14 protein-coding genes are annotated in these 15132 nt (G+C 58.4%); 7 read left to right on the forward strand and 7 right to left on the reverse strand.

Annotated features, from left to right (window positions below; all coding sequences use genetic code 11):
• Positions 1–15 precede the first annotated feature (15 nt).
• The gene (locus ACR0JN_RS14155; protein WP_480886918.1) at positions 16–996 is read left to right on the forward strand and encodes an arginase family protein; all 981 of its coding nucleotides are present in this window, start codon (positions 16–18) and stop codon (positions 994–996) included.
• Here the strand turns inward: ACR0JN_RS14155 and ACR0JN_RS14160 are convergent.
• Together ACR0JN_RS14160 and ACR0JN_RS14165 are read right to left on the reverse strand one after the other, a co-directional pair.
• Positions 989–1963 (reverse strand): agmatinase, encoded by a 975-nt coding sequence (locus ACR0JN_RS14160; RefSeq protein ID WP_480886472.1) that lies wholly within the window; start codon positions 1961–1963, stop codon positions 989–991. The two genes, ACR0JN_RS14155 and ACR0JN_RS14160, sit on opposite strands and share 8 nt — an antisense overlap.
• Before the next feature lie 76 nt (positions 1964–2039).
• Positions 2040–3560, reverse strand: a complete 1521-nt coding sequence (locus tag ACR0JN_RS14165; protein ID WP_480886474.1) for a trimethylamine methyltransferase family protein — start codon at positions 3558–3560, stop codon at positions 2040–2042.
• 184 nt (positions 3561–3744) lie between these two features.
• Here ACR0JN_RS14165 and ACR0JN_RS14170 point away from each other — a divergent pair, with 184 nt between their 5' ends.
• From ACR0JN_RS14170 to ACR0JN_RS14195, 6 genes are all read left to right on the forward strand, one after another.
• Positions 3745–6180 carry a GcvT family protein gene (locus ACR0JN_RS14170; protein WP_480886477.1) on the forward strand — a complete coding sequence of 812 codons (2436 nt, stop codon included), beginning with the start codon at positions 3745–3747 and terminating at the stop codon, positions 6178–6180.
• A 68-nt stretch (positions 6181–6248) separates the two neighbouring features.
• Positions 6249–7220: a LysR family transcriptional regulator gene (locus tag ACR0JN_RS14175; RefSeq protein WP_480886479.1), complete on the forward strand. Its 972-nt coding sequence runs from the start codon at positions 6249–6251 to the stop codon at positions 7218–7220.
• A gap of 170 nt (positions 7221–7390) precedes the next feature.
• Entirely contained in the window at positions 7391–7981 is a 591-nt protein-coding gene (locus ACR0JN_RS14180) for a YrbL family protein (protein ID WP_480886481.1), read from the forward strand.
• 73 nt (positions 7982–8054) lie between these two features.
• A complete protein-coding gene (locus ACR0JN_RS14185) occupies positions 8055–8897 on the forward strand; it encodes a glycosyltransferase family 25 protein (protein ID WP_480886483.1) in 843 nt (280 codons plus the stop codon).
• 139 nt (positions 8898–9036) lie between these two features.
• Positions 9037–9405, forward strand: coding sequence for a group I truncated hemoglobin (locus tag ACR0JN_RS14190; protein ID WP_480817055.1), 369 nt, complete (start codon positions 9037–9039; stop codon positions 9403–9405).
• Positions 9402–10460, forward strand: coding sequence for an adenylate/guanylate cyclase domain-containing protein (locus ACR0JN_RS14195; protein ID WP_480817054.1), 1059 nt, complete (start codon positions 9402–9404; stop codon positions 10458–10460). The genes ACR0JN_RS14190 and ACR0JN_RS14195 overlap by 4 nt, the downstream gene beginning before the upstream one ends.
• Before the next feature lie 6 nt (positions 10461–10466).
• On the opposite strand, the gene ACR0JN_RS14200 is transcribed toward ACR0JN_RS14195, so the two are convergent.
• From ACR0JN_RS14200 to metA, 5 genes are all read right to left on the reverse strand, one after another.
• Positions 10467–11081, reverse strand: a complete 615-nt coding sequence (locus ACR0JN_RS14200) for a TetR/AcrR family transcriptional regulator (RefSeq protein WP_480817053.1) — start codon at positions 11079–11081, stop codon at positions 10467–10469.
• 103 nt (positions 11082–11184) lie between these two features.
• The gene (locus tag ACR0JN_RS14205) at positions 11185–12207 is read right to left on the reverse strand and encodes a sterol desaturase family protein (protein ID WP_480886487.1); all 1023 of its coding nucleotides are present in this window, start codon (positions 12205–12207) and stop codon (positions 11185–11187) included.
• 111 nt (positions 12208–12318) lie between these two features.
• Positions 12319–13188 carry a polyphosphate kinase 2 gene (ppk2, locus tag ACR0JN_RS14210; RefSeq protein ID WP_480886489.1) on the reverse strand — a complete coding sequence of 290 codons (870 nt, stop codon included), beginning with the start codon at positions 13186–13188 and terminating at the stop codon, positions 12319–12321.
• Positions 13189–13237: 49 nt separating this feature from the next.
• A complete protein-coding gene (locus tag ACR0JN_RS14215; protein WP_480886490.1) occupies positions 13238–14188 on the reverse strand; it encodes an alpha/beta fold hydrolase in 951 nt (316 codons plus the stop codon).
• Positions 14189–14192: 4 nt separating this feature from the next.
• A complete protein-coding gene (gene metA, locus ACR0JN_RS14220; RefSeq protein WP_480886491.1) occupies positions 14193–15131 on the reverse strand; it encodes a homoserine O-acetyltransferase MetA in 939 nt (312 codons plus the stop codon).
• Position 15132: the final 1 nt, after the last annotated feature.

The raw sequence follows: 15132 nt of genomic DNA on the forward strand, positions 1-15132 counted from the left end.
GAAGGGGCAGGGGGCATGACGGATCGTTACGAGCAGTCCATGATGGACAACCTGTATTGGTGGGGCGTGCCCACCTTGTTCCGCTGCCCGAATACAGGGCCGCAAGGTCAGGATATCGCGCTAGTCGGTGTTCCGCATTCCACTGGCAACGGCACAACCGAACGCGACCAACATCTGGGGCCAAGGGCCTTGCGCCATGTCTCGGCGGTGCAGCGGCGGGTCCATTCGGTGTTTGAACTCGACCCGTGGAACAGCGCAAAGATTGCCGATGTGGGCGACGTGCCGTTTCCCCGTGCCAATGACAATGAAGACTGCATCGAACGCATCACCGAGTTCTACAAAGACATCGACGCGGCTGGCGCGCGTCCGGTTTCGATTGGAGGCGATCATTCAATCACCGGCGGGATCGTTCAGGCCTTAGGACGTGGAAAACTAGCAGGCGGCGAACCGGTCAGCTTTTTGCATCTTGATGCCCATACGGATGTGTTCACCAAGGTCGATCACTTTCTAGGGGCCAAGAAATCCGCAGCCCATTGGGGGGCCTATCTGGCGGATCAGGGTCAGGTGGACCCGACTCGTTCCATGCAAATCGGGCTCAGGGGACACCCGCGTAGTCTGGACTGGCTGCAGCCCTCATACGATTTTGGCTACAACATCGTCACGATGCGCGAATTTCGCCAGCGTGGGCTAGAGGATGTGATCGACCAGACGCGGGATGTTCTGGGGGATCGCCCGGTCTATATCACCTTTGATCTGGATTGCCTCGACCCCACGGTTGCGCCTGCGGTGTCCAATCTGGAACCCGGCGAAAAGGGCTTCGATATTGACGAAGCGGTGGGCATCCTGCGCGCGGCTCGCGGCCTGAACATCGTGGGCGGGGACGTTGTCTGCATGATGCCCACCAAGGACAGCCCGAACAACATCACCGCACTGACGGCGGCTGCGGTTATGTTCGAGATGATATCGATGATTGCCGAGAACGTGGCCGCTAAGTAGCCCGGCGCGCTTCGACGGCCTCGGCCAGCACGCAGAGCAGTTCGAACATCAGTGAAATGCCCAGCCAGGCGGTTCCACCTGCCGGGTCGAAAGGCGGGGCGACCTCGACCAGATCCGCGCCGACAAGGTTCAACCCGGACATTTTGCGAATGACCTGCTGCGCCTGATAGCTGTTGGGGCCGCCGATTTCAGGCGTGCCAGTTCCGGGCGCAAAGGTTGGATCGACAAAGTCGATGTCGTAAGTGCAATAGGTGGGACCCGAGCCGACGATCTGGCGAACTTCGGTCATTACATCGTTGATACCACGGTCAAACAGTTCTTCGATATGGATGATGCGGATGCCCTGCGCTTCGCCCCATTCAATATCTTCGGTGCCATATGCGGTGCCCCGGATACCGACCTGAACGAAGCGTTTGGGATCAACCAGCCCTTCCTCGACCGCGCGGCGGAAAGGGGTGCCGTGGGTGAATTTGTGACCTCCGAAATAGCTGTCGTTCAGATCGGTGTGGCTGTCGAATTGGATAAGGCCCAGCGGGCCATCAGCGGCGAGCGCGCGCAGGACCGGCAGCGTTGTCAGATGGTCGCCCCCGGCGGTTAACGGTACAATGTTGCGTTGCACTAAATCGCCGTAAAACGTGGTTATTCGCTGCAGAGTATCGCCGATATCAACCGGATTGGGCGCAACATCCCCTAGATCGGCGCAGTTAACCAGCGAAAACGGTTTCACGCCCGAGGCTGGATTCATGGCGCGGATCATTGTGGAGTAATCGCGCAGTTGTCGCGGCCCATGCCGCGCGCCGGGGCGGTTCGTCGTGCCTCCATCCCAGGGCAGGCCGATCAGTCCAATATCGACATCGCCAAACCGGACGTGGTCCGACGACAATTGGGGCAGGCGCATGAAGGTTGGAACACCTGCAAAACGGGCCAGTTCCATGGCCGAAACCGGTTGAAAGAAATCGTCTGCCATCTGTCCCTCTCCGTCATATTTGGTGCTGAGCCTATCCTCTACTTGCACGCTTGCAAGTAGAAGCTTCGCAATTCTGTCAGGCCAAAATCCGGAACCTCTTACGGATTTCCGCGTCCTGCTCGGGCGTCAGGTATTCGGGGCGATGTGTGGCCAAAATCTCTTGCACACGGTCGCGGGCCGTGGTCCAGGCGTCTTTGGCACCATCCTGTTCCCATGTTCGGGGTTCTTTGCGATCAGCGAGCGAGGGGTAAAAGTAGTCCCGCTCCATCGCGGCGTAAGTGTGGGAACTGCCAAGGAAATGACCGTCGCCCAGTACGGATTGGCAAATCGCGTCGAAGCCAAGGTTCTCCTCGGTCACTTCAATGCCGCGCAGGGCGCGATAGGTGTGCGAATGCATCTCATTGTCCAGCACGAAAGCCTCGAAACTCGCGCCCAGTAGAGATGCCGTCATGCCCGAGCTTTCGTAGATCAGATTACCTCCGGCCAAGGCGGCGGCCAGCGAGGTCATCCCTTTCTCAGCCCCGTACTGCGCGTCGATTGCCTTGGCATCCGTCATCGACGCGGCAACGCCCGAGGGTAATCCCAGCCAGTTGATAATCTGCGCCGAGGCGGCATTCAGGATCGCGGTCTCTCCGCTACCACCCGCGAAGGCTCCGGTTCTGAGGTCAACGATGAAGGGCCAGTTGGAAAAGATCATCGGAAAGCCCGGTTGGATTGTGTTGACCATCACGAGGCTGGCCAGTGTTTCCGCCAGGGATTGCGCAAGGAACCCGGCCAGAGTCGCAGGTGCTGTCGCCCCGGCCTGCGCTGCCGTGATGCAGGACATCGGGATGTTATGCCGGACGCATTCGTAAACGACATCCACCGCGTCCTCGCCATAGCGCAAGGGTGAGATCACCGGGCTGATATGTGCTTTCAAAAACGGGCGTTGGGAAAATGCGCCCGGACCGCCTGCGACGATGTCCAGCATCTCGACAATCGGGGCGACGTGTTCGGCCAGCGTGAACGAGGTTGCAATGGGCTTTGTCGTGTTCCTGACCAGCGCATAAACCGTGTTCAGGTCCAGATCGAAAACGTCCGGCACATCGGTCGCGACGCAACACCGGGTGAACCAGCTGACGTTGTCCAAAACATCCTGAAGGCGCGTGAAGTCATGGAGGTCGGCCAACGTGGCGGGTCGGTAGAGGCCCGTCTCGATGTCCAGCGTCTGAACTGCCGCGCCGCCGGTTCCGAAGAACACGCGATCCCCGCCCACTTCGATCGAACGGCTTTCATCCCGTCCATGAAACACAAAGCTCTTGGCCGCTGACGCAATGGCGCTTTCGACCATGTCGCGCGGGAACAGCAGTCGGTCCTGTTCGCCTGCGTGCGCTCCACCCGCCAGCAGGTCTCGGCGCAAGCGCTCTGGCACGTTTCCCATGCCCAGCGTTTCCAGCAGCCTCAGCGCGGTGTCGTGGATCAGGGCGATCTCAGCTTCGGCCAAAGGGCGGAAGGCCCCTCCGCGCTGGCCCGGAGGGCAGGGATCAAATTCCGGCTTGGCCGCGCGCTGCGCGATACGGGCGCGGCGGCCGCTTCTTCTGCTGCCTTCTGATGACATCTTCGGGCTCTCCGGCATGGGTTTTGTGCGATGTTAAATGTCAACAATCCAAACGGGCAAAAGCGCAAATACGGTTTTCGATTTCTGAAACCAGAGATTCGATTTTTCCAAACCCGCAAAACCCGCGTTGCTGGGGCGGCCCTTTTTTTTTCAAGAATTGAATAGGGATAAAGGAGCCGGGCTGATGAAATCACGTACCAAGGTCGTTGTCATCGGTGGGGGTATCGCCGGGTGTTCGACCCTGTACCATCTGACGCAGGAGGGCTGGTCTGACGTTGTTCTGGTGGAGCGGAACGAACTGACGTCTGGTACGACGTGGCATTCAGCAGCACAGGTCACGAATTTCGGCATGAACCAGACGATGGTTGGGCTGAAAACGCATTCAATCCAGCTGTACAAGGAACTGGCCGACGACCCGGATTACCCCATCAACTATCACCACGGTGATGGAGGCATCCGTCTGGCGAATACCGAGGCGCAGATGCAGGGTTATCGCCACTTCGCCTCGATGGCGCGGGGCATGGACGTGCATTTTGAGGTGATAGATGCCGAGGAGTGTGCCCGCCGTCATCCGTTAATCTCCACCGACAACCTGATCGGCGGTTTGTGGGACCCGCTGGATGGGGACATTGACCCGGCCCAACTGTGTCAGTCACTGGCACGGCGAGCGCGGAAAGCCGGGGCCGAGGTGTATCGCAACACACCCGTTACAGGTCTGGTGCAGCACGGTGATGACACGTGGACCGTACAGACCGAACATGGCGACATTGACTGCGACATCGTCGTGAATGCCTGCGGTTATCGCGTCAATGAGGTCGGCGCGATGATGGGCGTGCACCATCCGGTTGCCTCGATGGAGCACCAGTATTTCCTGACCGAAGAGATTCCAGCTATTCGCGAGGCCGGTCACCGTATGCCGCTGCTGCGCTGCCCGATCAGCGATTATTACTGCCGTCAGGAAAAGAACGGGCTGCTGGTCGGGTTCTATGAACAGGATTGCAAGACCTGGGGCATGGACGGGATTGACCCGAATTTTGTGAACGCACTGTGCCCGGATGATCTGGATCGCGTAACGGACGTGTTGGAAGGGGCCTTCGCGCGGATGCCTGCTCTGATGGAGGTCGGTATTCACACCATCGTCAATGGCCCGATCACCTACACAATCGACGGCGCGCCCTTGGTGGGGCCGATCCCGGGCAAGCGAAACGCGTTTTGTATCATCGGGTTGCGCGCTGGCCTGGGCGAGGGAGGGGGCCATGGATGGTTGCTGGCCCAGCAGATCGTGCATGGCGAGGCGTGTTACGACACTTGGTGCCTCGACCCACGCCGCTTCACCCGGCACGCCAACGTGGAACTGACGGCGCTGAAGGCTATAGAAGATTACCGGAACGAATTCCGGTTTCACTTCCCGCATGAACACCGCCCCGCTGGCCGACCGGCAAAAACCACACCTCTGACCCCGGTTCTGGCAGCCGAAGGTGCCGAATTCACGGTGGTCAATGGGTGGGAGCGGGTCGAGTACATCAAGCCCACCCCAGATTTCACTCCGTCCCTGAGTTTCGATTTTGACGAAGCTTTTGATCTTGTGGCGGCTGAGGTCCGCAATGTGCAGACCAATGTGGGACTGGCCGAGGTCAACGGGTTCAACCGGATCGAAATCACCGGCGCGGATCGTCAAAAGTTTCTGGATCGCATGTTTTGCGGAAACGTCTCGACGCGCGCGGGGCGTGTCGGACTGGGCTACATGCTGAACCATCAGGGCATGGTCAAGGCCGAAGCGACCATCGCCAACCTGCCAGCCAGCGACCGGGGGCCAGAACGGGTTTGGTACGGATCGGCGGCGGCCAGCGAATATCATGACATGGACTGGCTGACGCAGCACTTACAGCCTGACGAAGACGTGCATCTACGAAGCCTGACAGATGATCAAACGATCCTTGTTCTCGCAGGCCCCAACGCGCGGAACGTCCTGACGGCGTGCGCGCGGGGCGACTGGTCGGCTGAGGCATTCCCGTGGCTGAGTGTCCGCGAGTGTTTTGTGGGAATCGCTCCGGCCACAGTCATGGGGGTTAGCTTTTCCGGCGAGTTGGCCTATGAAATCCATGTCCCGAATGCATCGCTCTATGCGGCGTATCTTGCCCTTCGGAAGGCAGGTGCATCCACCGATTTGAAACTGTTCGGGGCGCGGGCGGTTGAGTCGATGAGAATTGAAAAGGGCTATCTGCATTGGAAGGCAGACCTGATCACCGAGTTCGACCCCTATGAGACAGGACTGGACAGGTTCGTGAAGCTGGACAAAGGCGACTTTGTCGGGCGGCAAGCCCTGCTGGACAGACAACAGACCGGGTCGCGGAAACGGTTGGTGACGCTGCAAGTAGACAACCAAACTGCCCCGGCGCATCCCGGCGCGTCGGTCATGATCGGGGATAAGGTGATTGGAACGGTCACCTCCGGCGATTGGGGGCACAGAATCGGGATGAACCTCGCTTATGCCTTTGTAGATGCGGACTTGGCCCAGCCAGGCACGGAAATGCAGATCGACATGTGTGGGGCGCTAACCGGTGCCACGATGATCGCGGCATCGCCATATGACCCACAAATGACCCGGGTGCGCAGCTAAGGCTTGCCGAAACGGCGATTCTCTGTTTCGATTTTTTCGAAAGAACGGAAGCAGAGGAAACAGCGCACGTGTCGAAATCTCTGAGCCTTCGCTGGCTGGAAGTTTTTCAGTTGATCGCCAAATCGGGGTCCATTCAAAAGGTCGCCGCTGAAACCGGTCTGTCCATCAGCACCGTGTCCAACCACCTGCGCAGTCTGGAAACCGCGTTGGGTGTGGAACTGGTGGATCACGGCCGCAGACCCATGGGGCTGACCCCGGCCGGAGAGGTGTTCTCGCGCTATGTACGCGAGGGCCTGACCGTTTTGAAACGGGGCGAAGCGGAAATACGGTCCGGCAACTGGAAGCACGCAACGGTGTTGCGGCTGGCGCTGATCGATGACTTCGACAATCAGGTGGCGCCCGAGCTGTTCCGCTTTCTGGCGCACGCGCTGCCGCGCTGCAATTTCCGCCATTTCACACGCCCCAGCCACGAGATCATTGCGAAACTGCAGGAACACAAACTGGATGCCGGGGTGGCAACGCGCCCTGCGGACAAGACGGATGGATTGGTCGAATACCCGTTGCTGCGCGACCCCTTTATCGTCATCCTGCCTGAAGCCTATAGCGGTACGGTCGAGGACGTCCTGAAATCGGACGCCGATCTGCCTTTCCTGCGGTATTCCCGCGACTATACGATTGGAAAGCAGATCGAGGTCCAACTGACCCGCAGCAAGTTCAGCCTGCCAAACCGGTTCGAACTGGAATGCAATCAATCAATCGTCGGACTGGTCGCCGAGGGCGGAGGCTGGGCGGTCACCACTGTCGCCAGCTTCGGGCGCGCGCGGAGGTTTCACGACAGCGTCAAAGCGCTACCCTTTCCGGGGCGCAATTTTGTGCGCACGCTCTCGCTGTTTACGACCGACGTCTACCCAGCCTCGACATCCAGGCTTATTCACAAGGCGCTGAGCAAGCTGATCAAGCAGAACTATTGCGATCCAATCAATTCCAGATACCGCTGGCTTGAGAATGACTTTCGAGTGCTGGAAAGCGGTCTCGAGTGACCGCAGGCTCGTAGTCCTGTTGGCTTTTCGTTTGTACAGGGCGATGAAAGCAAGTGTCGTTATCGTGTAAAGCGGCGCGCTCCGATCGCATTGTAACATTCTTATGACGGCTTTATATTAAAGGCCGATATGAAGTTCTGCGCTTCCGCAGCAAGGATAAAATTTGGAAAATGATAGAATTAGAAGGCCTTACGCCGCTGCGTGAAAGTCAAAACTACAAGATTTTTCAACACCCCGAACTTGAGGGCGCGCTGTTGAAAGTGCGATGCGACGAGCCCAAGCGCGACCATTTCATCCGCCGGTATTCCGAGCGGCGTTACGGCAATCTGCGTCAGTGGCAGCGCGAAGCAAACGAATATCTGGCGGCCCTTCACCGTGGATGCCCCGAGATCGAACGACTGGCCCGCTTCATGGGGTACGAGCCGACCTCACTCGGGCCCGCGCTGGTCGTCGAGAAAATGACGGGTCCGGACGGCAATCTTGCACCGTCCGTTCATGCCGAGATGAAGGCCGCCGCAAATGATCCGGCGAAGAGAAAGCGCTTGCGGGACGAGGTGATTGAGCTTCTGGATGATCTCGAACGCGGTCGGATTGTGGTTGGCGACATGGGGTTCGAAAACATTGTGCGCGCCCAGGAACGCGACGGTCGTCTAGTCGTCATCGACGGGTTGGGCGAGCGGGTTTTGCTGCCGTTGACGCTGATCAGCGATTGGGCGTTTCGCCAATCCATCGCCCGGCGGCGCGCTCGGTTGGCTGGCTGATCTGCCAACCGCACGGGGTTGATTTCGGGCTACCGCTTCGCCTATCTGGCCGAGCTTCAGGAAAGGACTGAATTTGGGCCAGCACGAACTGAAACCGGGTACCGGGGTCTTCTACATCAATCTGGACCGCGTTCCGGAACGAAAGGACTTCATGGAAGCCGAGTTTGCCAAGATCGGCCTGTCCGGTGCCACCCGATTCAGCGCCATTGATGGGCGCAAGCCCGGTGCCCTTGATCAGAACCGATATGTTCCCGGAACCGGCAGCCGCTGGGGCCTTGTCACCTCTGAGGTTGCCTGTTTCGAAAGTCATCGCGCCGTCTGGCAGCTTGCTCTGGACAATGATTTGCAAGCCGCTGCGGTTTTCGAAGACGATGCCGAAATGTCCGCCCGCGCCGGAGAAGTCATTCAGGCTTTGCTCCAGGACGGGTCCGGTTACGACTATGTCAAACTCGACTACGCGCCGAAATCCCGCAGATTTGGCCCCGTGCAGGACATCTCGGGCGTTCCGGTTCGGGAAGTGCTGGAAATGGTTCCAAGCGCCGGGGCTTACATCCTGTCCAAGGATGGCTGCCGCAAGCTGCTGGACTGGTCTCGGCAATACTCGGATCACATCGACGATTTTGTAACGATCCCACGCCCTGATTGGCGCATGTATCAGGTCTTTCCAGCGGTCTGCGTGCAGATGGTTTTGTCCAAGCAACAGGATGGCGCGGCCGATCTGGTCAAAAGCGGCGAGCGTGAGACAGACGTTGCGACCAACACGGGGCTGGACAAAGGTCCGCTTTGGTTCCGAGCCCGGCGCGAGTTGCAGTCGGCGCAGCAAAAGCTGCGTTGGCGAATGGGCGGTCAGACCAAGCTGCTAGAGCAGGGCGGGTATGTGGGCCACGTTCCCTGTGCAGATGATTTGCAGGTGTAAGGGTGCCATTTTTCTAGGCAAAGCCTGAGTTTTTCTGCTGTTTCCCACAAATTTTCGCCCGGGACTTATTAGCGTTAACAAAAATATCAAGTTGATATAGTGTTGTGGTGTTATTCAAAGGTTATACCCGGGTTTTGGTGTGTCACAGACGATTTACGATAAATATGGCGGCTTCAAAACGATCAGCCGCGTTGTGATGTCATTCTACGAAATGGCGTTGGATTCTGATGAGATCGGGGTCTATTTCGAAGAAATAGATATGCCGCGTCTTATCGATCACCAGACCAAGTTCGTGTCCTCACTGGTCGGCGGGCCTGCGTCTTTCAGTGATGACCGGATCGAAGCCGTGCATAGGCACCTGAACATCTCGCACGATCACTTCGATGAAATGGCCGAATTGTTCGGTCAAGCTTTGGCCGATCATGGGATGTCTGACGAAGACGTTAAGCTGGCGCTTCGTGCGATTGAATCGAAACGGTTGATCATCGTTGCAAAGACCGCCGCATGAGCATTGCCGCCATAAATGAACAGTTGCTGCGCGCGATTGGTGTCGGCGTAGCTGTGGTGCGGGCGTCTGATCTGCAGTTTGTATTCCACAACGGTCCGTTCGCGGAATGGTTCGGAACCCCGACCGAGGGACAGACTTTACGGGATCTCCTGCCGGATCTCGACGCAAGAGAGCTGGAGGATGTGAAGCAATCCGGCCTGCGCTACTCGGTGGAGCTGCAGATCAAACCCAAGCGCCGGACGCTGGTTTTTGCGGTTGCCGTGTCGCTGGCAAACGGCCTGTCCGAGCAGGTTCTTATCATCGAATGCCAGAACATCACCCGCATCCGCGAGTTGGAGAGCATGATCGACAGCTACTCGACCATGGTGGAACGGAACACCCGAGAGTTGGAGCGCGAAAAGGAACGGGTCGAGCGGCTGCTGCTGAATCTCATGCCGAGGGCGGTGTACGAAGAATTCAAGACCTTCGGTGTCGTCACTCCGCAGCTCTATGATCAGGTTTCCGTTGTCATGCTGGATTTCGTCGGCTTCACCGACTTTGCCGCCAAGACGGACCCGACCGTTACGCTGAGCGAGTTGAACGACATTTTCACTGCCTTCGACCGTATTGTGGAGCAGTTCGGATGTGAGCGGATCAAGACCATTGGCGACGCGTACCTTGCGGTCTCGGGTATGCCGGATGCCACACCGGACCACGCTACGGCGGTGGCCCATTGCGCGGTGCGGTTTCTGCGCTACCTCGAGCGGCGCAACGAAAGCCATCCGCACAAATGGCAGGCCCGGGTCGGGCTTGGCATGGGCGCGGCTGTAGGGTCGGTCGTTGGAATTCAGAAATACGTCTACGACGTGTTCGGCCCGGCGGTGAATATCGCCTCGCGCCTGCAGGTCTTTGCCAACCCGATGCACATCGTCGCCCCGGAAGAGATGAAATATGCTCTGATCGACGAGTTCCAAGTGTCCGATATTGGCCCAGTCGATATCAAGGGCATGGGCGAGATGAACCTGATCAACGTCACCTCGGGTCTGAGCGTTCCGACGGGCAACCGGTTTCTCTAGCGCCGGTCAGTCGTCCTGCGGAACCAGACCCAGCCCTCTAAGGTAAATGCCAATTCCGCTTTCCAGCAGGTCTTCGGGCGGGAAGGGCGAGGTCGCGCCCGTATTGCGGGCGAACAGTTCGACAACCCCATGGCTCATCGCCCAGATATGCGCGCTGAACATCGACGCAGGCGGACGCTTTTCGGGGGGGATGTGTTGTGACAGGTCGGCGGCGGCCTTTTCCAGCACGCTTTTGGCACGGTTCGCGGCCATCGACAGTTCGGGGGTGCGGTTCAGTGAGATGCCACTTTCGAACATCGCGATGTAATGGCCCGGGTTCTTGCGCGCGAAGGCCAAATAGGCGCGCCCGGTTGCCTCGAACGCAGCTAGGGCCGAGGGCTGGCCTTTGTCATAGGCGTATTGCATCAGGTCGGCGAACATCTCGAACCCCTGACGGGCGGCCTCGGCGATCAGGTCCTCGCGCCCGTGATAGTGGCGATAGACGGCAGCGGGGGTGACACCGGCGGTTTTGGCGGCTTCGGACAGGGTGAAGCCGGTCGGGCCCTTTTCTTCGACCAGCGACAACGCGGCCTCGATCAGGGCTTGTTTCAGGTTTCCGTGGTGATACCCGCGTTTCGTCATCCCGGCCTCAGGCACCTTTGCGCTAAAGAGTATTGAGACCAAAGAGATAGAGTATCAGACCGCCTTCGTCCAACGGTTGCGCGGTATTTTCCTGACGGATGGGTCAGTTGCTTTCCGCTGGTTTCGGCGGCGTGCCCTCTGAAACAACGTCGGTTTGCTCTGCTGAGCTTATAAAAGCACCCCGCGGGTCCTTCTTGAAAAGCGCATAGGCGTTTTTGAAGGGGCGGAAATACAGGGCCATGGGGCTATTCCACGTACCATCCTCGCCATTGCCCAGACCATATTCCACGTTTTCATTGGTCTTGGGGGAATACAGCGTGCCAGCGGTCCAGTCCCAGAAGGCAAAAATGAAACCCATGTTCTTGTCCCAGTGCCGCCGCGCCTTGGAGTGGTGGATCTGGTGCTGCGCAGGGCTGACAAAGATGTGCTGCACCCAGTTGGGATATTGCAGCCACACATGGCTGTGCCGCAGGTTGAAGGCGGCGATGAAAAAGACAAACACGATGATATTCAGCCCAAACAGGGTAAAGCCACTGGCACCAGCCCCGAAATACTGGTCAAGCAGGGCCACGGTAACGCCGACCACAAGCCCGCTCAACAATGACGCAAACACCTCTTCCACCGGGTGCATGCGGGACGCGGTAAGGGGAGTCATGACCTCGGCTGAGTGGTGGACCTTGTGGAACTCCCACAAAAACGGGACTTTGTGGAAGATGTAGTGCCCCAACCATAAGGCGCCGTCAAAGGCCAGAACGGCGATAATGGTGTATATCGCGGAAACGGTCCAGGACGTTTCGGCCGGGGCTGCGGGGGCGGGGCCCATGACCTTTTCGACCATGTTGTACCAGAATGGCACCTGCACAAGGATCGAGGCATAGATGGCGGCAACCAGCGATTTGTTCACGAAGAACATAACATAGTCTGCCTTGGCGGATTTGTGCGACAGAACATCCCATGGCAACAACCAGTTCAGCAGGCTTTTTCCGTCGCGCATCTTGCGTGTGCGGTAAAAAACGAAAATCGCCGCTGCAAGTGCGGTCGCCAAGTGCAGCAACGACAAGCGGTTCGTTGGATCAAAGAACAACTCGAAAGGGTGCCGTAGGGCGGCAATAACTTCCTCGATCATCAAAAGCACCTGTCTGCATGTTTGCTTTTTGAGGATGAGGCTTAGTTCAGATCAAGGGCTTCCCGGTGGCAGAAATGCGGCTTCGGTGTGTCAAATGACCCGTTGCAGCGGTCAGGAATCCCAAATCTCCGGCCCGCCGCAGATGGTCTGATCAATGTCGCCCAGCGCTTTTTTGTCTTTTTCGTCGTAGTCCAACCCGTGCAGAACGGTGCGGATCGCGGCGATACGGGCGCGTTTCTTGTCGTCGGAGCGCACGATGGTCCAGGGGCAGCTTTCCGTGTGCGAGCGGGTTAAGGTCTCGGAAATCGACTGGGTGTATTCGTCCCATTTGTTCAGCCCGGCAACATCGATGGGGCTTAATTTCCACTGTTTCAAAGGGTCCGTTTCCCGCGCCAGAAACCGGTTGAGCTGTTCTGCACGCCCGACATTGAGCCAGAATTTGAACAGCCGGATGCCGTCATTGGTCAGACCGGTCTCTAGCGGGATGACCTGTCGGAAAAATCGCTCGCGTTCTTCGGTTGTGCAGAAGCCGAAGACGTTTTCCACCACGCCCCGGTTGTACCAGCTACGGTCGAAGAACACGATCTCGCCCGCCGATGGCAGGTACTGGATGTAGCGCTGGAAATACCATTGCGAGCGCTCTGCGTCCGACGGTTTGCTGAGCGCCACGTTCCGCGCGCCGCGTGGGTTCAGGTTTTCCCGGAACCGCTTGATCGTGCCGCCCTTGCCGGCCGCATCGCGGCCTTCGAACAGGATGGCGACCCGTTGGCCCGTTTCCTTGACCCATGCCTGCATCTTGACCAGTTCGATCTGCAGCGCCTCGATCTGTTGTTCATACTCTTTGGTCTTCATCTTTTCCGAGTATGGGTAGGTCGGGTTCAGGATATCCCCCTTTTTCGCGTTTTTGATTTCCTCGCGCACGCTTTTGGGGGCGTCCTTGTCAAAGTGCTTTTGGATGGAACCTTTTTCGGACCGGGCCATGTTCTACCTCGCGATAAAATCCATAATTTACTATGGATTAAGCGGAAGGTTAACGCAAACCCGCGCGTTTAGCGGCCCGGTCGACGGCGGCAGCAACCTCGGGCGCGGCAACGACCTGCGGCATATGGCCGATGCCCGGCAGTTCAATCAGTTCCGCGCCGGGGATCTGCTCAATCAGCCGCGTTGAATGCCAGTCTAGGCTGACGGTGTCGTCGGCGGTGCCATGAACGATTTCGGTCGGAACCGAAATCTCACCGTAACGCGGCTGCAACGCGGCCACTTCGTCCAGCAGGTTAGCCCGTTGCTTGGCATTCGCGTGCATCGATGCTGTGCGCATGGTCAGTTCCGGTCCAAAGTGTTCGGCATAGCCCTCGGGCGTTTTTTGCGGGGCAAACACGTTATCCAGCGCCTTGTCGACAAACCAATCGGGGACATAGGACGCCACAATCGGCAAGGCGAGCGCATTTCCAGCCGAGGTCGACGCCATCCGGTTGAACCCGTCCAGCGGAGTCTCCCACGGGATCGCCGCCGCTGCGATCAGAACCAGGGCCGAGATGTTGTCAGGCCGCGTGACCGCCCAGGCCAGCGACACCGAGCCGCCATAGCTTTGCCCCGCGACAATGGGCTTTTCGGCCCCCAACTGGGCGGCAGCCCGCTGCAGGATGTCCGCCTGTTCGATGATCGTCTCACCGTCCGGGTTGAAACTGGCCGAATATCCAAGGCCGGGCCGGTCGAACACGATGACCCGATAGTTCTTGGCCAGTATCGGCGCAAGCGCGAAGGTCATGTCGCGAGTGTTCCCGCTGGAGCCGTGGATCAGCACCACATCCGGCCCTTCACCCATGACAACGGCATGAACCGCTATGCCATCCACGTCGAGGATTTGGCCCTCGGGCGGAAAGGCGGCCTCGGCCCGGGCCTCCAGACGCGCCGCACGCCAGAGCGATATGCCCCAGAGCACAACTAAAAGGATCAGCAGTATGACACCGGCGCGCATCATTTTGTCAGGCCCTCAGGTCGGTTGTATCCATGCCAATTCGGGTGATGTCGTAAGGGGTCGTTCCATAGATTTCACTGATCCAGTTGCCGTACAGCAGATGCGCGTGACTGCGCCACCGGTTTTGTGGCGACTGAGACGGATCATCGTCAGGGTAGTAATTCATCGGCACATTGATCGGAGTACCATTTTCAACGTCCCGGTCATACTCCTGTTTCAGCGTGTCACTGTCATATTCGAAGTGATTAAAGATATAGAGCGCGCGGTGGCTTTGGTCCTCGACCAGACAGGGGCCTACATCGTCACTGCCCAGCAAGGTGGTCAGGCCGGTCGCGGCGTCGATCTCATGCTGTTTCATCTCGGTCCACCGGCTGACGGGAATGACGCAATCGTCCGAGAACCCACGCAGAAACGGCGAGGCGGGTTTGAGGTTCCGATGCCGGAAACACCCGAATGCCTTGCCCTCTAGCATGTGCTTCTTGACGCCGTGGAAATGGTTGATCATCGCCATCCCGCCCCAGCACACCCCAAAGGTGGAATGAACGTTGGTCTGGGTCCAGTCAAAAACCTCGGTCATTTCGTTCCAATAGGTGACATCGGGGAATTCCAGATGTTCGATTGGGGCACCGGTGATGATCAGCCCGTCAAACTTTTCGTCCTTTACCTCTTGGAAGGGACGATAAAACTCGGCCATATGCTCGGCGGCGGTATTGCGCGTCCGATGCTCGGTCATGCGGATCAGAGTCAGATCGATCTGCAGCGGCGTCGCTCCGATCAGGCGCGCGAACTGGTTTTCGGTCTGAATCTTCTTGGGCATCAGATTCAGCAACCCGATCCGCAGGGGGCGGATGTCCTGCCGCATAGCCTGATCCTCAGCCATGACCATGACGCCCTCGTTGGTCAGGACGTCAAAGGCGGGCAGGTCTGAGGGGATCTTGATAGGCATG

It is taken from the genome of Ruegeria sp. G12 (assembly GCF_056533565.1).

What these genes read in the sequence shown, in the direction of transcription:
- ACR0JN_RS14155 (WP_480886918.1), top strand. Translation starts at nt 16, where the DNA reads ATGACGGATCGTTACGAGCAGTCCATGATGGACAACCTGTATTGGTGG.
- ACR0JN_RS14160 (WP_480886472.1), bottom strand. Translation starts at nt 1,963, where the DNA reads ATGGCAGACGATTTCTTTCAACCGGTTTCGGCCATGGAACTGGCCCGT.
- ACR0JN_RS14165 (WP_480886474.1), bottom strand. Translation starts at nt 3,560, where the DNA reads ATGTCATCAGAAGGCAGCAGAAGAAGCGGCCGCCGCGCCCGTATCGCG.
- ACR0JN_RS14170 (WP_480886477.1), top strand. Translation starts at nt 3,745, where the DNA reads ATGAAATCACGTACCAAGGTCGTTGTCATCGGTGGGGGTATCGCCGGG.
- ACR0JN_RS14180 (WP_480886481.1), top strand. Translation starts at nt 7,391, where the DNA reads ATGATAGAATTAGAAGGCCTTACGCCGCTGCGTGAAAGTCAAAACTAC.
- ACR0JN_RS14195 (WP_480817054.1), top strand. Translation starts at nt 9,402, where the DNA reads ATGAGCATTGCCGCCATAAATGAACAGTTGCTGCGCGCGATTGGTGTC.
- ACR0JN_RS14200 (WP_480817053.1), bottom strand. Translation starts at nt 11,081, where the DNA reads ATGACGAAACGCGGGTATCACCACGGAAACCTGAAACAAGCCCTGATC.
- ACR0JN_RS14205 (WP_480886487.1), bottom strand. Translation starts at nt 12,207, where the DNA reads ATGATCGAGGAAGTTATTGCCGCCCTACGGCACCCTTTCGAGTTGTTC.
- ppk2 (WP_480886489.1), bottom strand. Translation starts at nt 13,188, where the DNA reads ATGGCCCGGTCCGAAAAAGGTTCCATCCAAAAGCACTTTGACAAGGAC.
- ACR0JN_RS14215 (WP_480886490.1), bottom strand. Translation starts at nt 14,188, where the DNA reads ATGATGCGCGCCGGTGTCATACTGCTGATCCTTTTAGTTGTGCTCTGG.
- metA (WP_480886491.1), bottom strand. Translation starts at nt 15,131, where the DNA reads ATGCCTATCAAGATCCCCTCAGACCTGCCCGCCTTTGACGTCCTGACC.